This window comes from Aliigemmobacter aestuarii (assembly GCF_004799285.1).
Classification (GTDB): Bacteria; Pseudomonadota; Alphaproteobacteria; order Rhodobacterales; family Rhodobacteraceae; genus Aliigemmobacter; species Aliigemmobacter aestuarii.
This window is the reverse complement of sequence record NZ_SSND01000003.1, coordinates 325,347-346,329: the sequence shown is the minus strand read 5'-3', so window position 1 is coordinate 346,329 and position 20,983 is coordinate 325,347. Positions and strand designations below refer to the sequence as shown.

Annotated in this window: 19 protein-coding genes; 9 read left to right on the top strand and 10 right to left on the bottom strand. The window is 65.3% G+C overall.

From position 1 onward, the window contains the following. Positions 1-56: 56 nt before the first annotated feature. The gene (locus E7811_RS12840) at positions 57-518 is read right to left on the bottom strand and encodes a Fe-S cluster assembly transcriptional regulator IscR (protein ID WP_136395218.1); all 462 of its coding nucleotides are present in this window, start codon (positions 516-518) and stop codon (positions 57-59) included. Between the two features lie 147 nt (positions 519-665). Here E7811_RS12840 and E7811_RS12835 point away from each other — a divergent pair, with 147 nt between their 5' ends. The 4 genes from E7811_RS12835 to E7811_RS12820 all read left to right on the top strand — a co-directional run bounded on the left by E7811_RS12835 (position 666) and on the right by E7811_RS12820 (position 3,454). After that, positions 666-1,325 (top strand): alpha/beta hydrolase, encoded by a 660-nt coding sequence (locus tag E7811_RS12835; RefSeq protein WP_136395049.1) that lies wholly within the window; start codon positions 666-668, stop codon positions 1,323-1,325. A 9-nt stretch (positions 1,326-1,334) separates the two neighbouring features. After that, complete coding sequence (locus E7811_RS12830) at positions 1,335-1,562, top strand: hypothetical protein (RefSeq protein ID WP_136395217.1); 228 nt, start codon at positions 1,335-1,337, stop codon at positions 1,560-1,562. Then, positions 1,555-2,148 carry an HD domain-containing protein gene (locus E7811_RS12825; RefSeq protein WP_136395048.1) on the top strand — a complete coding sequence of 198 codons (594 nt, stop codon included), beginning with the start codon at positions 1,555-1,557 and terminating at the stop codon, positions 2,146-2,148. The genes E7811_RS12830 and E7811_RS12825 overlap by 8 nt, the downstream gene beginning before the upstream one ends. Before the next feature lie 91 nt (positions 2,149-2,239). After that, positions 2,240-3,454, top strand: a complete 1,215-nt coding sequence (locus E7811_RS12820) for an NADP-dependent isocitrate dehydrogenase (RefSeq protein ID WP_136395047.1) — start codon at positions 2,240-2,242, stop codon at positions 3,452-3,454. 9 nt (positions 3,455-3,463) lie between these two features. Here E7811_RS12820 and E7811_RS12815 read toward each other — a convergent pair whose 3' ends face one another. Further along, positions 3,464-4,222: an NYN domain-containing protein gene (locus tag E7811_RS12815; protein ID WP_168733018.1), complete on the bottom strand. Its 759-nt coding sequence runs from the start codon at positions 4,220-4,222 to the stop codon at positions 3,464-3,466. A 78-nt stretch (positions 4,223-4,300) separates the two neighbouring features. Here E7811_RS12815 and E7811_RS12810 point away from each other — a divergent pair, with 78 nt between their 5' ends. Together E7811_RS12810 and typA are read left to right on the top strand one after the other, a co-directional pair. Next, entirely contained in the window at positions 4,301-4,903 is a 603-nt protein-coding gene (locus E7811_RS12810) for a YitT family protein (RefSeq protein ID WP_136395045.1), read from the top strand. Between the two features lie 153 nt (positions 4,904-5,056). Beyond that, positions 5,057-6,874, top strand: coding sequence for a translational GTPase TypA (gene typA / locus E7811_RS12805; RefSeq protein ID WP_136395044.1), 1,818 nt, complete (start codon positions 5,057-5,059; stop codon positions 6,872-6,874). A 95-nt stretch (positions 6,875-6,969) separates the two neighbouring features. Here the strand turns inward: typA and E7811_RS12800 are convergent, their stop codons facing one another. Beyond that, the gene (locus tag E7811_RS12800) at positions 6,970-7,764 is read right to left on the bottom strand and encodes a class II glutamine amidotransferase (RefSeq protein ID WP_136395043.1); all 795 of its coding nucleotides are present in this window, start codon (positions 7,762-7,764) and stop codon (positions 6,970-6,972) included. 136 nt (positions 7,765-7,900) lie between these two features. Here E7811_RS12800 and E7811_RS12795 point away from each other — a divergent pair, with 136 nt between their 5' ends. Continuing rightward, on the top strand, positions 7,901-8,359 hold the full coding sequence (locus E7811_RS12795) for an Lrp/AsnC family transcriptional regulator (RefSeq protein WP_136395042.1): 459 nt from the start codon (positions 7,901-7,903) through the stop codon (positions 8,357-8,359). A 52-nt stretch (positions 8,360-8,411) separates the two neighbouring features. On the opposite strand, the gene E7811_RS12790 is transcribed toward E7811_RS12795, so the two are convergent. The 4 genes from E7811_RS12790 to recA all read right to left on the bottom strand — a co-directional run bounded on the left by E7811_RS12790 (position 8,412) and on the right by recA (position 13,690). Further along, positions 8,412-8,702: a DUF1330 domain-containing protein gene (locus tag E7811_RS12790; RefSeq protein WP_136395041.1), complete on the bottom strand. Its 291-nt coding sequence runs from the start codon at positions 8,700-8,702 to the stop codon at positions 8,412-8,414. A 3-nt stretch (positions 8,703-8,705) separates the two neighbouring features. Continuing rightward, the gene (alaS, locus tag E7811_RS12785; RefSeq protein WP_136395040.1) at positions 8,706-11,369 is read right to left on the bottom strand and encodes an alanine--tRNA ligase; all 2,664 of its coding nucleotides are present in this window, start codon (positions 11,367-11,369) and stop codon (positions 8,706-8,708) included. A 138-nt stretch (positions 11,370-11,507) separates the two neighbouring features. After that, on the bottom strand, positions 11,508-12,314 hold the full coding sequence (locus E7811_RS12780) for a methyltransferase, TIGR04325 family (RefSeq protein ID WP_136395039.1): 807 nt from the start codon (positions 12,312-12,314) through the stop codon (positions 11,508-11,510). 302 nt (positions 12,315-12,616) lie between these two features. Further along, positions 12,617-13,690, bottom strand: coding sequence for a recombinase RecA (gene recA / locus E7811_RS12775; RefSeq protein WP_136395038.1), 1,074 nt, complete (start codon positions 13,688-13,690; stop codon positions 12,617-12,619). 194 nt (positions 13,691-13,884) lie between these two features. Here recA and E7811_RS12770 point away from each other — a divergent pair, with 194 nt between their 5' ends. Next, the gene (locus E7811_RS12770) at positions 13,885-14,478 is read left to right on the top strand and encodes a hypothetical protein (protein WP_136395037.1); all 594 of its coding nucleotides are present in this window, start codon (positions 13,885-13,887) and stop codon (positions 14,476-14,478) included. A 526-nt stretch (positions 14,479-15,004) separates the two neighbouring features. Here E7811_RS12770 and E7811_RS12765 read toward each other — a convergent pair. From E7811_RS12765 to guaB, 3 genes are read right to left on the bottom strand one after another with little or no spacing between them, the layout of a single operon-like run. After that, a complete protein-coding gene (locus E7811_RS12765) occupies positions 15,005-17,356 on the bottom strand; it encodes a hybrid sensor histidine kinase/response regulator (RefSeq protein ID WP_136395036.1) in 2,352 nt (783 codons plus the stop codon). A 60-nt stretch (positions 17,357-17,416) separates the two neighbouring features. Then, positions 17,417-18,589 carry an RsmB/NOP family class I SAM-dependent RNA methyltransferase gene (locus E7811_RS12760; protein WP_136395035.1) on the bottom strand — a complete coding sequence of 391 codons (1,173 nt, stop codon included), beginning with the start codon at positions 18,587-18,589 and terminating at the stop codon, positions 17,417-17,419. A gap of 38 nt (positions 18,590-18,627) precedes the next feature. Further along, entirely contained in the window at positions 18,628-20,076 is a 1,449-nt protein-coding gene (gene guaB, locus E7811_RS12755) for an IMP dehydrogenase (RefSeq protein ID WP_136395034.1), read from the bottom strand. 153 nt (positions 20,077-20,229) lie between these two features. Here guaB and E7811_RS12750 point away from each other — a divergent pair, with 153 nt between their 5' ends. Then, positions 20,230-20,928 carry a type 1 glutamine amidotransferase gene (locus E7811_RS12750; RefSeq protein WP_136395033.1) on the top strand — a complete coding sequence of 233 codons (699 nt, stop codon included), beginning with the start codon at positions 20,230-20,232 and terminating at the stop codon, positions 20,926-20,928. Positions 20,929-20,983 lie beyond the last annotated feature (55 nt).

The following is a 20,983-nucleotide window of genomic DNA, read 5'->3' as shown; positions in this document are numbered from 1 at the left end:
TCTCACGTGTGACCGCCGCACAGGAACCTGTGGCGGCGCCCCCTTGTGCCCGGAAATCAGGCGTCGTCAACGACACGAAACAGCGCAGGCACTGCCGGACAGGGCGCAAGTTCGTTGCGGATGATGTCGGAAAGCCGGGTCTGGTGAAGGTAGACATAGACATGCGCCGAAAGCCCCTCCCACATCCGGTTGGTCAGCGACTGCGCCCGTGTGCCCGACACTGCCCCCGACGCCCCCGCGCCGGTGTGCATCGCGCTCACCGTTTCCTCGACCGCCTCCAGGACCTCGCTCACCCGGATCGAGTCCGGGCTGCGTGCCAGCCGGTATCCGCCCCCCGGCCCCCGCGTGGCCTCCACCAGACCCGCGCGGCGCAGTTTCACGAAAAGCTGTTCCAGATAGGGAAGGCTAATGTCCTGCCGCTTCGAGATCTCGGCCAGCGACATCAGGTCGTCCGTCCTTGCCAGCGCAAGATCGGCCAGCGCGACCATCGCATAGCGCCCCTTGGTGGAGAGTTTCACGGCGTTCTCCCGCAAATCCATTGACGCGACGCCTTGCGCCGCTTAACTCGGTTGGGCTTGGGCAGACCCCCTGCCCGACCTTCCCTTAATCCCTCCGGGCGGCTGTGGCAACACACCCCCGGACAGCGAGAAGAAACAGTCAAGGCGATGCCCGAAGTCATCTTTGCAGGCCCCGAAGGGCGTCTCGAAGGCCGCTACCATCCGCAAAAGGACCGCGACGCCCCGATCGCCATCGTGCTGCATCCCCATCCGCAGTTCGGCGGCACGATGAACAACAAGGTCGTCTACAACCTGCATTACGCCTTCTACAACCTGGGCTTCACCGTCCTGCGGTTCAACTTCCGCGGCGTCGGTCGCAGCCAGGGCGAATATGACCAGGGTATCGGCGAATTGTCGGACGCGGCGTCCGCGCTCGATTACCTGCAATCCATGAACCAGAACGCCAAGCACTGCTGGGTCGCGGGCTTCAGCTTCGGCGCATGGATCGGGATGCAGCTTCTGATGCGCCGGCCCGAGATTACGGGCTTCGTATCTGTTGCGCCGCCTGCGAACATGTATGACTTCAGCTTCCTCGCCCCCTGCCCCTCGTCGGGCCTGATCATCAATGGCACCGCCGACAAGGTCGCGCCGCCCAAGGATACCGTTAGCCTGGTGAACAAGCTGCATGAACAGAAGGGCATCACCATCACGCATGAGCAGATCGAGGGCGCCGATCATTTCTTCAAGGACGAAGAGGCGCACATGAAGCCTATGATCGACACGGTCACGGCCTATGTGAAGCGCCGCCTTGGCGAAGGGTCGCGCTAAGCCATGGCGATGACCGACGATCTGGCCGACGCGCTGGCGACGGACGTTCTGGCCGCGATGGACGAAATGGGCAACGACCGTTTCTACGATGAAGTGTCCAAGATGCTGGGCTCGCTGTCGCCCTCGATGCAGGAATCCTTCATGACCGCGATCCGCGTGCGCCTTGCCGAACGGCGCGGGCGCGAGTTCCTGAACAAGCGTCTGGCCGATTTCCGCGCCACCAAGAAAAATGCCTGACAGGCTGTCGGCCCAGATGGCCTTTCTGGTCGAGGCTGAAAAGCTGAAGACCGTCTGCCGCGCGGGCCGCATCATCGACGGCTCGCGGCGCGAGAATTCCGCCGAACATTCCTGGCACCTGGCGCTCTATGCGCTGACGCTGGCCGATCAGGCCGGGCCGGGGGTAGACATCAACCGCGTGCTCAGGATGCTGATCCTGCACGATCTGGTCGAGATCGACGTGGGCGATGTGCCGATTCATTCCGCCAACGGGCAGGCCCATGGCAGTGCCGAGGTGCAGGCCGCCGAGGCCGCGGCGGCCGACCGCATCTTCGGCCTCCTGCCCGCCGGTCTGGCGGCCGAATTCCGCGCGCTGTGGGACGAATTCGAGGCCGCCGAAACCCCCGACGCGGTCTTTGCCAAAAGCCTTGACCGGGTTCAGCCGGTGATGCTGAACCTCGCCAATGACGGCGGCACATGGCCCGAGTTCAACGTGACCTACGACCAGCTTGAATCCCGCGTCGGCCACAAGGTCGCCCGCGGCGCGCCCGCCCTGTGGGACTGGGTCCGCGTTCGGGCACGGGCCTGGTTCGCGGGGCAGGAATAAACGGTATACATTTGCATACCGGACTTCCCATGCGCACCGTTTTGCGCTATAGCCCGTGCCAATTCGAATCCTTCAACCGAAAGGGCGGCACATGACCAAGATCAAGGTGGCAAACCCCGTCGTCGAAATGGACGGCGATGAAATGACCCGGATCATCTGGGATTTCATCAAGAAGAAACTGATCCTGCCCTATCTCGACATCGACCTGCTCTATTACGATCTGGGCATCGAAGAGCGTGACCGCACCAACGACCAGATCACCATCGACTCGGCGCTGAAGACCAAAGAGGTCGGCGTTGCGGTGAAATGCGCCACCATCACCCCCGACGAACAGCGGGTCGAGGAATTCGGCCTGAAACAGATGTGGAAGTCGCCCAACGGCACGATCCGCAACATCCTGGGCGGCGTGATCTTCCGCCAGCCGATCATCTGCCGCAACGTCCCCCGTCTGGTGCCGGGCTGGACCCAGCCGATCGTCGTCGGCCGCCACGCCTTTGGCGACCAGTATCGCGCCACCGATTTCCGCTTCCCCGGCAAGGGCAAGCTCACGATGAAATTCGTGGGCGAGGACGGCACCGTGATCGAGAAGGACGTCTTCGACGCGCCCTCGTCCGGGGTTGCCATGGGCATGTACAACCTTGACCAGTCGATCATCGACTTCGCCCGCGCCTCGATGAACTACGGGCTGAACCTCGGCTGGCCGGTCTATCTGTCGACCAAGAACACGATCCTCAAGGCCTATGACGGCCGCTTCAAGGACCTGTTCCAGAAGGTCTATGAAGAAGAGTTCGAGGCCCAGTTCAAGGCCAAGGGCATCACCTATGAACACCGCCTGATCGACGACATGGTCGCCTCGGCGCTGAAATGGTCGGGCGGCTATGTCTGGGCCTGCAAGAACTATGACGGCGACGTGCAGTCCGACACCGTGGCGCAGGGCTTCGGCTCGCTCGGCCTGATGACCTCGGTCCTGATGACGCCCGACGGCAAGACGGTCGAGGCCGAGGCCGCCCATGGCACGGTGACGCGCCACTATCGCCAGCATCAGGCGGGCAAGGAAACATCGACCAACTCCATCGCCTCGATCTTCGCCTGGACCGGCGGGCTGAAGCACCGCGCCAAGCTTGACGGCAACGCCGAACTGGCGCGCTTTGCCGAGACGCTGGAAAAGGTCTGCGTGCAGACGGTCGAGGACGGCTTCATGACCAAGGACCTCGCCCTGCTGGTCGGCCCCGACCAGAAGTGGCTGACCACCATGGGCTACCTGGAAAAGGTCGACGAATACCTGAACAAGGCTCTGGCGGGCTGAGGCGCTCGTCTATCGTGCTTTGGATCGAGGGCGGACTTTTTGTCCGCCCTCGTCAATTTCAAACGATGACGAATTGCCTTCGAAGTAGGTCCGCCACGATTTGTTCTTGCCGACGCCTGCGGCAACTTTTGAAATCCCCTTTTCACGCGCGCGGGATTGTCCCAAGACAGAAAGCGGGATCCATCCACCGTTGATCGCGGGGCCATCAGGTTGCTTGGCCTCGTCAACGAGGAACTGCGAAATCTTTTTCTTGAATGCCTCATTCGGCACGTTTGCTGCGGTCTTTTTCGCGGTCGTTGCAGTCGCTGGAGACCTCTTGACGGGAACGGCGATGAACTTTGCATAACTCTGCTGAGTTTCCAGCGCGACCTTGGTCTTTTCTCCAAGACAGGTGACATCGAACCCCAGTTCCCGAAGACGGGTCGCGCAGATCGAGAGATCGCGGTCCGATGTCGCAAAAACGAACGCGTCTGCCTGTCGGGTCAGCGCAAGCTCAAGCGCTTCAAGAGAGAGAACAATATCGGCAGAGTTCTTGCCGGCAGCATGGCAAATCGCGCGAACCCCGGGTTTTAGCCAGCCTTTGACACTCTCTGGTGAACCCACAACCCTGAAGCAAACCAGGTTTCCCAATTCGTTTGCAGTTTTCCGGCATAACTCCAGATGATCGGCTGAAATATTGTCGGCATCCACAAAGACCGCAATTCGTCTTGCGCTTGTCATGCTTGCTTCCGAAGTCACGAGATCAAAATCAGTGAAAGCCTCGCACATTCGAACTGCCTGATCAATCGCAGTCTCGACGGCGGATTTTGACTGGACTTGCCCGACCACTTTCGGCAGGCAATCGCGATGACCGATCCAAAACGCCACAGCCTGTTCGAGGATGCGCAGGGCATCGCCTATGGCGCGGTCATGGCGTCGTTCGGGATCGTGATCCTCACGCATCTGGGGCTGGTCACCGGTCAGACGGCGGGTCTCGCGGTGCTGATCTCCTACGCCACGGGATGGGGGTTCGGGCCGGTGTTTTTCGTGATCAACCTGCCCTTCTATGTCCTCGGCTATCTCAGGATGGGCGCGGTCTTCACGCTGAAGACCTTCATCGCCGTGGCGGCCCTGTCGGGTCTTTCGATGGTCATGCCTGGGTGGATCTCGTTCGATCATCTCACGCCCGCCTTCGGGGCGGTGCTGTTCGGCCTTGCCTCGGGCTCGGCGCTCATGGCGCTTTTTCGTCACGGCGCCAGCCTTGGCGGGATCGGCATCCTGGCGCTGATCCTTCAGGATCGGCTTGGCTGGCGTGCGGGATGGGTGCAGCTGGGGTTCGATGCGGCACTTTTCACCGTGGCGTTTGCGCTGCGCGATCCGCTGACCGTGGCCTGGAGCGCGCTTGGTGCGCTGGTCGTCAACCTCGTCATCGCGATCAACCACCGCCGGGATCGGTACATCGCGACCTAGGCGGCCCTGCGGCAGAGGCGGAATCGCGGCGCGATCGACACGGATATCCCGATTTGACCAAAGGCCAGACCCCGCCGCGCGGTCGGGGCTTTCCTTTCTGACGGCCCTCCTGTAAGGCCGCGCCAACCCTAATGATCTGAAAGTGACCCTCCGATGGAGCTTCGCAACATCGCCATCATCGCGCATGTCGACCATGGCAAGACAACGCTGGTGGACGAACTCTTGAAACAGTCCGGCGCCTTCCGCGACAACCAGGCGGTTTCCGAACGCGCGATGGACAGCAATGACATTGAACGCGAGCGCGGGATCACCATTCTGGCGAAATGCACCAGCGTCGAACACGGCAGCACGCGGATCAACATCGTCGATACCCCCGGCCACGCCGATTTCGGCGGCGAAGTGGAACGGATCCTGAACATGGTCGATGGTGTCGTCCTTCTGGTCGATGCCGCCGAAGGCCCGATGCCGCAGACGAAATTCGTCACCTCCAAGGCGCTGGCTCTGGGGCTGCGGCCTATCGTCGTGCTGAACAAGGTGGACAAGCCCGATGCCGAACCCGATCGCGCGCTGAACGAGGTCTTCGACCTTTTCGCCAATCTGGGTGCGACCGATGAACAGCTTGATTTCCCGCATCTCTACGCCTCGGGCCGGTCGGGTTGGGCCGACGAGGCGCTGGACGGGCCGCGCAAGGACCTGACGGCGCTGTTTGACCTGATCGTCCGCCATGTCCCCCCGCCCCGGCAGCTCGCCCATGCGGCCGAACCCTTCCAGATGCTGGCGACGACGCTTTCGGCCGACCCGTTCATCGGCCGCATCCTGACCGGCCGGGTCGAGGCCGGCACGCTGAAGGTGGGCGCGCAGCTGAAGGCGCTGTCGCGCACCGGCGAGCGGATCGAACAGTTCCGCGTGACCAAGATCCTCGCCTTCCGGGGCCTGGGCCAGCAGCCCATCGACGAGGCGATCGCCGGAGACATCGTCACCATCGCCGGCATGAGCAAGGCCACCGTGGCCGATACGCTCTGCGACCCGTCGGTGGAAGCCGCCCTTCCCGCCCAGCCGATCGACCCGCCCACCATCACCGTGACCTTCGGCATCAACGACTCTCCCCTCGCGGGCCGCGACGGCAACAAGGTGCAGTCGCGCGTGATCCGGGACCGGCTGATGAAGGAAGCCGAACAGAACGTGGCAATCAAGATCGCCGACACCCCCGGCGGCGAGGCCTTCGAGGTTTCGGGCCGGGGCGAACTGCAGATGGGCGTGTTGATCGAGAACATGCGCCGCGAAGGGTTCGAGCTGTCGATCAGCCGCCCGCGCGTCATCTTCCGTGAAGAGGACGGCCAGCGGATGGAGCCGGTCGAAGAGGTCATCGTGGATGTCGATGACGAATATTCCGGCGCGGTGATCGACAAGCTGACCGGCGAACGCAAGGGCGACCTGGTCGAGATGAAGCCCGCAGGCGTCGGCAAGACGCGCATCGTGGCGCATGTGCCGTCACGCGGGCTGATCGGCTATCACGGCCAGTTCCTGACCGACACGCGCGGCACCGGCGTCCTGAACCGGATCTTCCACGGCTGGGTACCCCACAAGGGCCCGATCCAGGGCCGTCGCCAGGGCGTTCTGATCAGCATGGAGAACGGCGTTTCGGTCGCCTATGCGCTGTGGAACCTGGAAGAACGCGGCAAGCTGTTCATCGGCGCGCAGGAACAGGTCTATGAGGGCATGATCATCGGCGAACACAGCCGCGACAATGACCTTGAGGTGAACCCGCTGAAGGGCAAGAAGCTGACCAACATCCGGGCCTCGGGTTCGGACGAGGCGGTACGCCTGACGCCCCCGGTCCGGATGAGCCTGGAAGAGGCCATTGCCTATATCGACGATGACGAACTGGTGGAAGTGACGCCCAAGATCATCCGCCTGCGCAAGCGCCATCTGGACCCGCATGAAAGAAAGCGCCAGTCGCGCGCGGAATGACGGCGGACGGCGGGGGTTTTGCACCCCCGCACCCCCGCAGGGTATTTTCGTCAGGTTGAAAAGCAAGGCCGCCACCCCGGGCGGCCTTTCCGCGTTCAGGCGGCCCGGGCCAAAGTTGAGGGTGCGAAGGGTTCGACATGGACCTCGTCGCCCTCGAAAGTGCAGAAGCTGCCCGGCGGGATCTCTTGCCAGCCGTCCTCGTCCGTCTCGAGCGGTTCGGACACGACCGCCCGGCCCTGCCGCGTCTCGGACCAGCGGTGATAAAGCGTCGGCGCATGGTCGTCGGTCGCGTGGCGGACGGCATAAAGGCGACGGCCATCGGAAAACGCAGCCGTCAGGCGCATGTGGGGTGCGGTACCCTTTTCGCGGCTCAGCGCCTCCAGCCGGGCGACGGCACGCGCCAGAGCGCCCTTCGGATCGCGGTCAAGGCCCTCGGCCAGGGCGGCGAGGAACAACGCCTCGCTGTCCGTTGCGCCCCGCCGGAACGGGTAAAGCTCATCCGGGATCAGCATTTCGGCGCAGCGGCGGAACCCGTCATAGCCGCCCACCTGCCCGTTGTGCATGAAACACCACCGGCCAACCGCGAAGGGATGACAGTTGTTGCGGCTGGTCGCCGTGCCGGTCGAGGCGCGCACATGCGCCAGGAACAGGCCGGAGCGGACCTGCGCCGTCAGGCTGCGCAGGTTCGGATCGGACCAGGCCGGCATGACATCGCGGTACAGGCCCGGTTCCGGCCGCTCTCCGTACCAGGCCACGCCGAACCCGTCCGCATTGATCGCGGAATGGCACTGGGTGGCGCAATGGCTCTGATGGATCAGCGAATGACCCGGACGGCTGATGATTTCCTCAAGAAAGATCGGCGCCCCGATATAGGCTGCCCAACGACACATGATCCCGCCTCATTCCGCCAAATGCCCGTTTTTCCGGGCCTTGACCGAATTCTACCAAAGGCCGGATCGAATTGCATCACCTTTGCACGGAGATTGCGGGTTCCGGATGTGAAGATTTCCCGCTAAATCCGACGGGATGGAGAAACTCGACCACCTTGACCGCCGTATACTGACCCTGCTTCAGCGCGATGCAGGCCTGTCGCTGGAAGATCTGGGTGACCGGGTCGGCCTGTCACGCAATGCCGTATGGCGCCGGGTGAAGGCGCTGGAGGACAGGGGCGTGCTGCGCGCCCGCGTTGCGCTTCTGGATGCCGAGAAGGTGGGGCTTGGCCTGACCGTCTTCATGCTGATCCGGACCGACCGTCATGCCCCCGACTGGCTGGAACGCTTTGCCCAGGCCACGCGCGACATGCCCGAGATCCTGGGCGCCTACCGGATGACGGGGGATCTTGATTACCTGATCCGCGCCCGTGTGGCGGATGTGAAAGCCTATGACCGGCTTTATCGCGACCTTGTCGGTCGCGTCGAGTTGCACGATGTTTCGGCCAGTTTCGTCATGGAAGAAATCAAGGACACGACGGCTCTGCCGCTCTAGGCCCGCGCCGAAAGTAGGCTGGGGAAGATTTTTCGCAGAAAAATCTTCGGCTTCAGGCGCTTTCTTCAACCACGACGAGATCACGCACGCTGGCGCCTTTGGCATGGGCCAGCGCGGCCTGGTATTCGGGGCTGTTGTAGCAGGCGACCGCCGCCTCGAGGCTGGGAAAGCGGGCCACGACATTGCGCGGCCGATCATTGCCTTCCAGCTGCACATAGCGCCCGCCGCGCGCGAGGAACACGCCGCCATGGGCCGCGATGGCCCCGGTCGCACCCTGCGCATAGCGGCCATAGGCCTCGGCATCGGTCACTTCGACATGGGCGATCCAGAGGGCGGTCGGCATGGGTCAGGCTCCTTTCACGACATCAAGCGCAGCCTGCCGCGCGGCGTCGAACTGATCAAGCCCCGGCGCGCCGCCCTGGGCCAGATCGGGGCGGCCGCCGCCGCCCTTGCCGCCAAGGGCCGCGATCGCGGCGCGCAGCACGTCCACCGCCGACACCCGGCCCACGGCCCCGGCCGTCACACCGGCGGCGACCGCAACCTTGCCGTCATTCTCGGCGGCCAGCAGGATCGCCCCGTCCCAGCCTTCGGCCTTCATCTCGTCGATGATGGCGGGCAGGTCCTTCCCCGAAACGCCGTTCAGAACCTGGGCGCGGAACATCAGCCCGTTCCCCAATGCCTCGGGGCCTGCCGTCTCGGCCTTGCCGCCGCCCATGGCGACCTCGCGGCGCAATTGCGCCACCTCGTTTTCCAGCCGCTTCCGTTCATCCAGAAGCGCGCGCGCCCGATCGGCCAGTTCCGCCGGCGTCACCTTCAGCACCGCGGCCACATCGGCAAGTTTGCGCATCTGGTCGTTCAGATGCGCCAACGCCCCTTCGCCGGTCAGCGCCTCGATCCGGCGGATCCCCGCGGACGAGGCGCTGTCGCCCAGGATCACGCAAAGCCCGATCTCGCCCAGGCGGGACACATGCGTGCCGCCGCAGAGTTCCAGGCTGAAGGTGTTGCCATCCGCACCCTTGCCCGATCCGGGCAGGCTGCCCATCGACACCACGCGGACCTCGTCGCCGTATTTCTCGCCGAACAGCGCCTGCGCCCCCAGGGCCCGCGCGTCGTCGGGCGTCATGATCCGGGTTTCCACACTGCCGTTCTGGCGGATGAAGGCGTTCACCTCGGCCTCGACCTGCGCCAGTTCCGCCGCCGACAGCGCCTTGGAATGGCTGAAGTCGAACCGCAGGCGGTCGGGCGCGTTCAGGCTGCCCCGCTGCGCCACATGATCGCCAAGCGCGCGGCGCAGCGCCTCGTGCAGAAGGTGGGTGGCTGAATGGTTGGCGCGGATCGCCCGGCGGCGGCTGTGCGACACTTCCAGTTTCGCGGGCTGGCCGCGCAGGATGCTGCCCTCGCGGACGGTCGCGACATGGATGAAGACGCCGGCCGATTTCTTCGTGTCCGTCACCTCGGCAAGCCCGGTGTCGGTGCGGATGAAGCCGGTGTCGCCCACCTGGCCGCCGCTCTCGGCATAGAACGGCGTCTGGTTCACCACGACCTGCACGGCGGTTCCGGCCGCGGCCTCGCCGGCCTCGGCCCCATCGCGCACCAGCGCGAGGATCTGGCCTTCGGCGATTTCGGTGTCATAGCCCAGAAACTCGGTCGCCCCGTGCCGTTCGGCCAGTTCGAACCAGATCGCGGCGTCCTTGGCCTCGCCCGATCCCGCCCACGAGGCCCGTGCCTTGGCGCGCTGTTCCTCCATTGCGGCATCAAAGCCCGCGACGTCCACCGCCCGGCCCTTTTCGCGCAGCGCGTCCTGCGTCAGGTCCAGCGGGAAGCCGTAGGTATCATAGAGCTTGAACGCCGTCTGCCCCGGCAGTTCGGCCCCTTCCGAGAGGCCGCCCAGTTCTTCGTCCAGAAGCTTCAGGCCGCGATCCAGCGTCTGCTTGAAGCGGGTTTCCTCTAGCTTCAGCGTCTCTTCGATCAGCGCCTGCGCGCGGGTCAGTTCCGGGTAGGCCGCGCCCATCTGGCGCACCAGCGCGGGCACCAGACGGTGCATCACCGGGTCCTTTGCGCCCAGCATATGCGCATGCCGCATCGCCCGCCGCATGATCCGCCGCAGCACATAGCCCCGGCCTTCGTTCGAGGGCATCACCCCGTCGGCGATCAGGAACGAGGTCGATCTCAGGTGGTCGGCGATCACCCGGTGATGCGTCTTGCCCGGCCCGTCCGGGTCCTGGCTGGTGACATGGGCGCTGGCCTCGATAAGGCTGCGCATGAGGTCGGTGTCATAGTTGTCATGCTTGCCCTGCAACAGCGCGCCGATCCGTTCCAGCCCCATGCCGGTGTCGATCGACTTCGCCTCCAGTTCGCGGCGCGAGCCGTCCTCGAACTGTTCGAACTGCATGAAGACGTTGTTCCAGATCTCGATGTACCGGTCGCCATCCTCCTCGGCGCTGCCGGGCGGACCGCCCCAGATATGGTCGCCGTGGTCAAAGAAGATTTCCGTGCAGGGGCCGCAGGGGCCGGTCGGGCCCATCATCCAGAAATTGTCATTCGTCGGGATGCGGATGATCCGGTCGTCGCTGAACCCGCCGACCTTCTTCCAGATATCGGCAGCCTCGTCGTCGGTGTGATAGACCGTAACCAGAAGCCGGTCCTTCGGGATGCCGAAATCCTTCGTCAGCAGTTCCCACGCCAGCGGGATTGCGGTTTCCTTGAAATAGTCGCCGAAGCTGAAATTGCCCAGCATTTCAAAGAACGTATGGTGCCGCGCGGTATAGCCCACGTTGTCGAGGTCATTGTGCTTGCCGCCCGCGCGGACGCATTTCTGCGCGGTCGTGGCGCGGGTGTAATCGCGCGTCTCGACCCCGGTGAAGAGGTTCTTGAACTGAACCATGCCCGAGTTGGTGAACATCAGCGTCGGGTCGTTGCGCGGGACAAGCGGGGACGACTCCACGATCCGGTGACCGTTGCGCGCGAAGAAATCGAGGAAGGTAGAGCGGATGTCGTTCAGGGACGCCATGACATGGGGCCTTTCGGGGCGGAATTCCTGCGGTTTGCCCTCCCTTTAGCCTTGCTTGGCGCGGCTGTCCACTGCGCCCGGACGTTCCTTTCGGCCTGGCCCGCCCTGCCCCGGCCGCCGACCGGGACGGCGCCGCCCTTACCCGTCGCGTTCGAGGACGTAGCCGAGGCTCCGGCTCGGGCCGAGCGCCGGATGCGTGTCGATCACATGGCTCAGCGCCGGGATGTCCCAGCGATCCACGATCCGGTAGCCGAGCGCCGCGATTTCCGCCTCGAACCCGGCACGGTTGCGGAACTGATAGGGCACCCGGGCCGGGCCGATCTTTTCCAGCGTCGTGACCGAAGGGCCCTCGCGCGTGGCCACCTTGTTGAAGATCGCGACCCGCGGCCTTTGCCCCAGCCGCGAAAAAAGCGTCGCCAGCGGCACATCCAGATACTGGAACAGACCCGACGCCAGCAGGATATCCGCAGGCGCGGCCGCCGAGGGATCGCTGAGAAACCGGATCTCCGCCGGGATATCCCCGGCCGCCTGCCGGGCAGCGGCGGCCCCCATGATCGCCGGCAGGTCGATCACGGTCCATGTCGCTTCGGTCAGCGGCAGGTAGGGGGCGAAGGCGATGTATTTCGTCCCCATGTGCCCGCCGTAATCCAGCACATGCTGGCCCGGCAGAAGGTGGCGGTGCAGCCAGTACAGGACAGGGTAATCGTGGCTCTGGACCTGACACATGCGCAGGAACGAGGTGTCGGCCACCGCATCATGGTCATAGCCGGCAAGGCGGCCCTTCGGCACATGCGCCATGGCGGTGGCATGGTCAGGAAAGGCGCCGACAAATCCGGGCGCGGCGGGGGTCAGCGCCAGAAGACGGTTCCAGCCCGCCCTGAGCGGCAACGCGATCCGGTTTGAGGCGGCCCGCCGTGCCGATCTGAGAACCTGGTAGACGCCCATCGAATGCCCGCTTTCTGAAATCCCGTCAGACGAAATGGCGCCAGCTGCAAACGTTCTCGCCGAAGGCGCGCCAGATCAAATCGTACCCGCCGGATCCGCCTCTTCGAAATCGCCCCTTCGAAGGACCACACCGTTACCATGTCATGCGGGGAAGTATCCGCGTGCCTGCGGTATCGGGCAAGGCCTATTGCCGCCACGCATGCGGAAAAGGAAAAGGGCCGGGGTCTTCCCCCGGCCCTGCCCCTTGTCATGACTGCTGCCCGGCGGTCGTCCGCCTGTCACAGGGCGACGTCGGCGCGCGGTCAGGTATCCAGGACCTCGGCGTCGTCCGCGCCGCCTTCCATGTGGAAATCCAGCCCGTTCGCCGCGCGGATCTTGTCCTCGATCTCCATCGCGACGGACGGGTTCTGCTTGAGGAACAGCTTGGCGTTTTCGCGGCCCTGGCCGATCCGTTCATCGCCATAGGAATACCAGCTGCCCGATTTCTCGACCACGCCGGCCTTCACGCCGATGTCGATCAGTTCCCCCGTCTTCGAGATGCCTTCGCCATACATGATGTCGAATTCCACCTGCTTGAAGGGCGGTGCGACCTTGTTCTTCACCACCTTGACGCGGGTGGTGTTGCCCACGACCTCATCCCGTTCCTTGATCGAGCCGATCCGGCGGATGTCGAGCCGGACACTGGCATAGAATTTCAGCGCATTGCCGCCGGTGGTGGTTTCGGGGCTGCCGAACATCACGCCGATCTTCATGCGGATCTGGTTGATGAAGATCACCATGCAGTTCGACCGGCCGATCGAGGCGGTCAGCTTGCGCATGGCCTGGCTCATCAGGCGGGCCTGGGCGCCGACCTGTGCATCACCCATGTCGCCTTCCAGTTCCGATTTCGGGGTCAGCGCGGCGACCGAATCCACGACGATCAGGCTGACCGCGCCCGACCGCACCAGCGTATCCACGATTTCCAGCGCCTGTTCGCCGGTGTCGGGCTGGCTGATCAGAAGCTCATCGAGGTTGACGCCCAGCTTGCGGGCATACTGCGGATCAAGCGCATGTTCGGCGTCGACGAAGGCGCAGACGCCGCCCTTCTTCTGTTCCTCGGCCACCACATGCAGCGTGAGCGTCGTCTTGCCCGAGCTTTCCGGGCCATAGATTTCCACGATGCGGCCCTTGGGCAGGCCACCGATCCCCAGGGCGATGTCGAGCCCCAGCGAACCGGTCGACGTGGCCTCGATCTCCATCACCGGGTTGTCGGCGCCGAGCTTCATGATCGAGCCCTTGCCGAACTGACGTTCGATCTGCTGGAGCGCGCTTTCCAGCGCCTTCTGCTTGTCCATTTCGCGCTTGTCCTTCAAGTCGAGGAGGTTCGCCACTGCCATTTCCCGATCCTTATTCCACAGCCGCGCGCGGCCAGCAATGATGCATTTGTTTCCGTTCCGTTCCCGTTCTTATGAGCACAAAACAGGAACATTTCAATCCTTTTCTCTTAGAAAGCAGCTTTTTCCGGTTTCGGTTAACAGCTAGTTTACGCCGCAGGGCCCAGAGAGGCCGCAGGTGGAAAAAAGGGGCAGCGATGCTGGTATTCTGGGAACAACGTCTGGCTTTCCTCGCGACACCCAAGACGGGGACGACGGCGATCGAAAGCGCGCTCGAATCGCTGGCCGCTCTCAGCATCCAGCGCCCGCCGATCCTCAAGCACACGACCGTGATGCGTTATCACCGGTTCATCGCGCCCTATCTCGAAGTTTCCTCGGGGCAGGAATTCGACGTCGTCGCCGTGATGCGCGAGCCGCGCAGCTGGCTTTCGTCATGGTACCGTTACCGCCAGCGCGATGACATCACCGATCCGCGTCGGTCCACGCAGGGGATCACCTTTGACGAATTCGTGCGGGCCTATTGCGCCGAGGAGCCGCCGGAATTCGCCGCCGTAGGGTCGCAGGCGCAGTTCTTCAAGCCGCGCAACGGCAAGGGGCTGACGCGGCTTTTCCGCTATGAGGCGATCGACAGTTTCGTCGATTTCCTCGAAGACCGGCTGGGATGTGCGATCACTTTGCCACGCGTGAATGTTTCGCCCGAAGGCGATACCGACCTTTCGGGCGCCACCGAAGACCTGCTCAGGCGGTATCTGAAGGCGGATTTCGAGATCTACGCCGCGATCCGCGACTGATCGCCTCACAGACGGGCGACGCCTGCGCCACACGGTCTGCCGGTTAAGGGTCGGCGGGCTGAATGTCGGCGGGCGCGGCGCGGCAGCCCTTCAGCGACCCGGTGCCATCCGGGCCGCTCGCGGCCTTTCATGGCGGTGCCCTCGCCCGTTGCCGCGGGTGGCGCAGGCATCGTCACCGGCCCGCGGCCTGCCCGTGGCCCGGCCCGTGCGCTTTGGAAGGGGTCCCGAACGGGAAACGGCCGGGGCGAAGCTGCCCCACAGGCATGTGCGCGCGGGAATTCATGTCGAGCCGATTTCCTGCCCGCTGCATGCCTACCGACGGCCCGGCCAGCCGTCATTGCCGCGGCCCATCCGGCGGGCGGTCTTACGGATTGTGCGGTCGCCTGCTTGGCGGGCGGTTCGCCCGGACCTCGGCGCCGGACGCCACTCCCCCCGAACCAAAGGCCGACCAGCGCCGGATCCGGGGCCTTTTCCAGGCCCATCAGCCGCCCCGCCCCTTGCAGCCCTCGCAGCATCCCTGCGGGCCTCAGTGCAGCTGGCGCTGTACGGTCTCGGCCAGGTCGGTGAGCGAGAAGGGCTTGGGCAGGAAAACAGAGTTCGGAATACGGGTCTGGGCATCGGCGAAATCCTCCTCGGCATAGCCCGAGACGAAGATCACCCGCACATCGGGCCGGTCGCGAAGGGCCTGCCGCACCCAGGATGGCCCGTCCATGCCCGGCATCACCACATCGGTCACGAAGATGTCGACCGCGACCGACGGGTCCTCCAGCGTACGCAGCGCGTCCTCGGCATTCTCGGCCTCAAGCACCGTGAACCCACGCAGGCGAAGCGCGCGCGAGGCGAAGGCGCGCACCGGCGCCTCATCCTCGACCAGCAGGACAACTCCACCCGTGGGGGTGGCGATCGGTCGGCGGACCGGTTCCGGGTGCGGGGCCACAGGGCGGTCGTCAGCAGCCTCATGCACCGGGAAGATCACCTCGAACACCGAACCCTCGCCGGGCGTGCTGTCGGCAAAGATATAGCCGCCCGATTGTTTGACGATGCCATAGGCCATTGACAGGCCAAGCCCCGTGCCCTCGCCCGGGCGCTTGGTGGTGAAGAAGGGTTCAAAGATCTTGTCGATCCGGTCGGGCGGGATGCCGCAGCCGGTATCGCTGACCCGGATCACCGCATAGGAGCCGGCCGGTATCCGCGCCCTGCCCCGCCGCGTTTCGCCCGCAAGAACCAGCGCCTCTGTCTCCACCCGGATCGTGCCGCCCTCGGGCATCGCGTCACGCGCGTTCACGACAAGGTTCATCAGCACCTGTTCGAACTGCCGCCGGTCAGCCCGGATCGTGCCGAGGCCCGGGGCATGCGCCAGTTTGAGCGTGATCCGTTCCCCCACAAGACGGTTCAGAAGGTGCATCAGGTCCGACAGGGTTTCCTGAAGGTCGATGAATTCGGGCGCCAGCGTCTGCTTGCGGGAAAAGGCCAGCAGCTGGCGCACGAGCGCCGCGGCCCGGTTGGCGTTCTGGTGGATCTGGACCAGATCGGAATAATCCTGATCCGAGGCGTCGTGCCGCAGAAGCAACAGGTCGCAATGGCCCGAAATGGCGGTCAGCAGGTTGTTGAAATCATGTGCGATCCCGCCGGCAAGCTGGCCGATGGCCTGCATCTTCTGGCTCTGGATGAACTGCGCCTCAAGCGTCTTGAGGGCGGTTGCATCGCTCAGCACGGCGACCGCGCCGCTGCGGCCCCGTTCGACGATCCGGCGAAGCGTGACCTGAAAGAAACTGTCCTCGGTCTCGCGCCGGCGACAGCGCAGCACCTCGGCTCCGCCGGGGTTGCGTCCGGCGGCCACGTCGGAAAGCCAGTCCGTCACCGGGCGGCCGAGCCCTTCGAAAAGGTCGGCGAAGGTGAGACCCCGCGCATCGTCAAGCTCCAGAAGATCGCGCGCCTGCCGGTTCATTGCCCGAACCAGCCCTTCCGGTGCGAGTTTCAGAAGGGGCACCGGGACATGTTCGAATTCGGTGGCCTGCGGCGCCTCTTCCGCCGCGGGATCAAGGCTGACCGGCAAAAGATAGATCTCGCGCCGTTCGCCCGGCCCGGCCAGTTCGGCCAGGACCGCCCGTACCGGCCCCGACGCCCCGGCCACATCCACCAGTTCGCCCGACGGCGGCAGGGGGCCGGAGAAGACCGATTGCAGCGTCCGCGGCCGCCCTCCGGAAAGCCTGCGCATCGCCTCGTTCGCATAAAGGACGACCCCGGACTTGTTCGCCACCAGCATCGGCAGATGCACCCCGTCGCCCCCCTGGCCGGGCGCCTGCCTGTCCTCGAATTCTTCGATCCGCCAGACGAATTGCGCGGCCCCGATCCGGTAGACCGACAAACGCAGATGCCCGGCAGATGTCACCACATCCTCGCGCGCCGCCCCGGTGCGCTGCGCGCGCGAGTGCAGGCGGAACAGCACCGCCGCGGGGCTGGCAAACCAACCGCCAAGTGCCGCGATCAGCGTATCGGCATCCGCCATGCCGAACCTCTGGCGCGCGGCCGCGTTGCGGAGCGTGATGCGCCCGGTGGAATCGGTGGCGAAACAGGGTGTTGCGTCCTGCTCGGTCAGAAGCGCCAGTTGCGACAGCCGCAGCCGATCCATCCGCCCGCGCCAGCGAACCAGTCCGGCGACCGCAAGTCCAAGCACCAGCAGACCTGCCGCGGCGGAAAAGGCCGCCAGGCGAAGCTGCGGTTGGGTGGCAAGAAGGCCGACCACCGCCGCCCCGAAGGCCACCGCCGAGATCGGCCAAAGCACGGATGGGACACGCGACTGCGTGCCCTCTGCCCCTGCGCGCGCCGAATTGATCGCCACATCCGCCCCCGATCCGGATTCGTTCTGCGACACCATTCGGCACTGATTTCCTTAACCGTCACTTAACGGCCATCCGGCCACAATCCAGAATTGCTTTCAATCCGATATTTCGCGCGTCAGGACTGCCACGAAGAACCCGTCGCCGCCATCCAGCGGGGTGAACTGGCGTTGCGCCTTCACTGTCCAGCCGGGGTGGCGGGCAAGGAAGGCCGCGATCCGGTCACCATTCTCGCAGGACAGAAGCGAACAGGTGGCATAGGCCAGAACCCCGCCCGGCCCGAGCAGTGCCGATGCCCGGTCAAGGATGCCGTCCTGAAGGCGGGCAAGTTCGGTCAGGCGCTCTGCCGTCAGCAGCCACTTGCCCTCGGGCGCACGGCGCCAGCTGCCCGAACCCGAACAGGGAACATCTGTCAGGACAAGGTCCCAAGGCCCTGAATTCGCGACATGATCTGGCGAAAGAAGGGTGATCGCGGCGCCCGCGCGTCCAGCCCGCGCAGGCAGGTCGCGCATCCGGCGCGGGTCGGCGTCATGCGCGGCCACCGGCCCGCCGGTCCGCGCGGCCATGGCCAGCGCCTTGCCGCCGCCCCCCGCGCAATAGTCCAGCACCCGCATCCCGGGCCGCAGCGGCAGGGCCGCGACCACCGCCTGCGAAGCCGCGTCCTGCAACTCCACGAGGCCCTCAAGATAGGCCCGCGACTGGGCCACGCGCCGCCCGCCTTCAATGACGGAAAGCGCCGTATCCGCAAGGGGATGCGGGGCACAGATGATGTTCTCTGCAGCGAGCGCGGCAAGCGCTTCGGTCGGGGTTGCGCGCAGGCTGTTCACGCGCAGATGCACATCGGCCCGCTGGCGCTGTGCCGCCATCACCGGCGCTGCATCGGCCCCAAGAGACGTCTGCAGCCTGGGCCAGAGCCATTCCGGGCAGTCCAGCGCCTCCGCCCCCGAGGGCGCATGGCCCGAGTCCCTTTCGGCGTCGGTCAGCGGGGCCGGCGCATGGCCTTCGCCGGTGAAGATCGCCGCGGGGTCTTCGCCCCGGTCGCGCTGGCCGCCGAGGATCAGGCCGCGCCCCGTCTCCGCCCCGCCAAACGCGGCATGCGACCGACGGCAGCGGATCGCCTGGAACACGAGGTCGCGCACCGCATGCCTGTCCCCCGACCCGGCAAAGCGGCTGGACCTTGCCCAGTTGGTCAATGCCTGTTCGGCGGGCATCCCCGCAAGCCAGCGGTCAAGCACCTCGATCGCGGCTGCGGCACGCGCGGCGGGGGTCATCGGCGCCTCGCGATCGGCGTCAATCCGGCAGGCAACGGTCAACCCACCCGGTAGTTCGGGCTTTCCCGCGTGATCTGCACGTCATGGACGTGGCTTTCCTTCAGCCCCGCGCCGGTGATCTTGACGAACTGGCAGTTGCTGCGCATTTCGGCCACCGTGCGGTTTCCGGTATAGCCCATGGCGGCGCGCAGGCCGCCGACCAGCTGATGGATCACCGCGGCCGCGCTGCCCTTGTAGGGCACCTGCCCCTCGATCCCCTCGGGCACCAGCTTGTCGCTGGCGGCATCCTTCTGGAAATAGCGGTCGGCCGAGCCGCGCGCCATGGCGCCCAGGCTGCCCATCCCGCGATAGGACTTGTAGGACCGCCCGTTCCACAGGATCACCTCGCCGGGGCTTTCGTCGGTGCCCGCGATGGCGCTGCCGACCATGGCGCAGGACGCGCCCGCCGCGATGGCCTTGGCGAAATCGCCGGAATACTTGATGCCACCATCCGCGATCACCGGAACGTCCCCCGCCGCACGGGCCGAATCCATGATCGCGGTCAGCTGCGGCACGCCCACGCCCGCCACGATCCGGGTCGTGCAGATCGACCCCGGGCCAATCCCCACCTTGACCGCGTCCGCGCCCGCGTCGATCAGGGCGCGCGTGGCCTCGCCGGTGGCGACATTGCCGGCCACGACCTGCACTGCGTTCGACAGTTTCTTGATCCGCTCCACCGCGCGGGCCACACCTTCGGAATGGCCATGCGCGGTGTCGATCACCACCATGTCCACGCCCGCCTCGATCAGCGCCTGGCTGCGTTCGAACCCGGCATCCCCAACGGTCGAGGCCGCAGCCACCCGCAGGCGCCCCAGGTCATCCTTGCAGGCGTTGGGGTTCAGCACGGCTTTTTCCGTATCCTTCAGCGTCAGAAGCCCGGTAAGGCGGCCCGTGCCGTCGGTCACCAGCAGCTTTTCGATGCGCCGCGCCTTCATCAGGCTGATCGCGGCGTCGCGATCGACCGGCTCTTTCAGGATGGCGAGGTTGTCCGAGGTCATCATCACGCTGACCGGCGTCCTGTCATCGGAGGCAAAGCGCATGTCGCGGTTGGTCACGATCCCCACCACGCGCCCGTCACCATCCACGACCGGAAATCCGGTGACGTTGTAGCGGTCCTGCAGTTCCTTCGCATCGGCCAGCGTCTGGTCGGCCCGAAGCGTGATCGGGCTGTAGACCACGCCGGATTCGAACCGCTTGACGCGGCGCACCTCGCGGGCCTGTTCCTCGACCGTCAGGTTGCGGTGGATCACGCCGATCCCGCCCGCCTGGGCCATGGCGATGGCCATGCGGCCCTCGGTCACGGTATCCATCGCGCTGGACAGCAACGGGATGTTCATCCGGATCGATCGGGTGACGAAAGTGGACGTATCAGCCTCGGACGGCAGCACGTTCGAGGCGGCCGGAACCAGAAGGACGTCATCGAATGTGAGAGCCTCGCGAATCTCCATGGGGGTCTCCTTGGGAGGGATCGTTTGGCGGTTCCCCATTTCACGGGTGGACGCGGAAGGCAAGGGCAAATGGCCGGGATCACGCCATTCCCGCCCTTGCATCCGCATCGTCGCCCGGCCAGATTGCGCGCGGGTCCTGTCGGAGAGTATCGCATGCGCGTGGCCATCGTCGAGAATACGAAGATCACCCATCACGGCCAGATGGGCGTGGCGCTGCACGAGGCGGCGGCTAAGATCGCCCAGTTCACCCCCTGGGCCGATGGCCGCCTGCCCGATGTTGGCGAACATGACGCGCTGGTGGTGTTCGGCGGCGAACAGAACGCGCGGGCCGATGACACCCATCCCTACCTGCCCGAATTGGCCCGGCGCATGGCCGCCTTCACTGCGGCCGACAAGCCGGTGATGGGGATCTGCCTTGGATCGCAGGTTCTGGCGCGGGCCTATGGGGCCGAAAACCACATCGGCACCGCCCCGGAATTCGGCTGGTGCGGCGTCACGCTGACCGGGGCGGGCCGCACCGATCCGGTCATGGGCGCCCTGCCCCCGGATTTCCGCATCTTCCAGTGGCATTCCGACACCTTCACCCTGCCCGAGGGCGCCGCGCATCTGGCGCATTCGGGCACAGCGGCGCATCAGGCCTTCCGCATCGGTCGGGCGACCTATGGCACGCAGTTCCATTTCGAGGCCTCGCGCGCCGTCGTGGCAGACTGGAACCGCCACTTCCCCGACCTGGTGGAGCGTCTATCCCCCGGCTGGCTGTCGGGTGGCCACGCACAGGCGATGGCCGCCCATGGCACCCAGGCCGATGCGATCGGCCTTCAGATCGCGCGCGCCTGGGTCGGCCTGATCTGAAAACGCGCACAAATCGGCGGCCCGATCACGGGATGCCTGACCGGGTCGGCCCGCA

Bases quoted from the DNA above. Each gene is read 5' to 3' on its own strand.
- E7811_RS12835 (WP_136395049.1), top strand. From the start codon at position 666: ATGCCCGAAGTCATCTTTGCAGGCCCCGAAGGGCGTCTCGAAGGCCGC.
- E7811_RS12830 (WP_136395217.1), top strand. From the start codon at position 1,335: ATGACCGACGATCTGGCCGACGCGCTGGCGACGGACGTTCTGGCCGCG.
- E7811_RS12825 (WP_136395048.1), top strand. From the start codon at position 1,555: ATGCCTGACAGGCTGTCGGCCCAGATGGCCTTTCTGGTCGAGGCTGAA.
- E7811_RS12820 (WP_136395047.1), top strand. From the start codon at position 2,240: ATGACCAAGATCAAGGTGGCAAACCCCGTCGTCGAAATGGACGGCGAT.
- E7811_RS12815 (WP_168733018.1), bottom strand. From the start codon at position 4,222: ATGTGCGAGGCTTTCACTGATTTTGATCTCGTGACTTCGGAAGCAAGC.
- E7811_RS12810 (WP_136395045.1), top strand. From the start codon at position 4,301: ATGACCGATCCAAAACGCCACAGCCTGTTCGAGGATGCGCAGGGCATC.
- typA (WP_136395044.1), top strand. From the start codon at position 5,057: ATGGAGCTTCGCAACATCGCCATCATCGCGCATGTCGACCATGGCAAG.
- E7811_RS12800 (WP_136395043.1), bottom strand. From the start codon at position 7,764: ATGTGTCGTTGGGCAGCCTATATCGGGGCGCCGATCTTTCTTGAGGAA.
- E7811_RS12795 (WP_136395042.1), top strand. From the start codon at position 7,901: ATGGAGAAACTCGACCACCTTGACCGCCGTATACTGACCCTGCTTCAG.
- E7811_RS12790 (WP_136395041.1), bottom strand. From the start codon at position 8,702: ATGCCGACCGCCCTCTGGATCGCCCATGTCGAAGTGACCGATGCCGAG.
- alaS (WP_136395040.1), bottom strand. From the start codon at position 11,369: ATGGCGTCCCTGAACGACATCCGCTCTACCTTCCTCGATTTCTTCGCG.
- E7811_RS12780 (WP_136395039.1), bottom strand. From the start codon at position 12,314: ATGGGCGTCTACCAGGTTCTCAGATCGGCACGGCGGGCCGCCTCAAAC.
- recA (WP_136395038.1), bottom strand. From the start codon at position 13,690: ATGGCAGTGGCGAACCTCCTCGACTTGAAGGACAAGCGCGAAATGGAC.
- E7811_RS12770 (WP_136395037.1), top strand. From the start codon at position 13,885: ATGCTGGTATTCTGGGAACAACGTCTGGCTTTCCTCGCGACACCCAAG.
- E7811_RS12765 (WP_136395036.1), bottom strand. From the start codon at position 17,356: ATGGTGTCGCAGAACGAATCCGGATCGGGGGCGGATGTGGCGATCAAT.
- E7811_RS12760 (WP_136395035.1), bottom strand. From the start codon at position 18,589: ATGACCCCCGCCGCGCGTGCCGCAGCCGCGATCGAGGTGCTTGACCGC.
- guaB (WP_136395034.1), bottom strand. From the start codon at position 20,076: ATGGAGATTCGCGAGGCTCTCACATTCGATGACGTCCTTCTGGTTCCG.
- E7811_RS12750 (WP_136395033.1), top strand. From the start codon at position 20,230: ATGCGCGTGGCCATCGTCGAGAATACGAAGATCACCCATCACGGCCAG.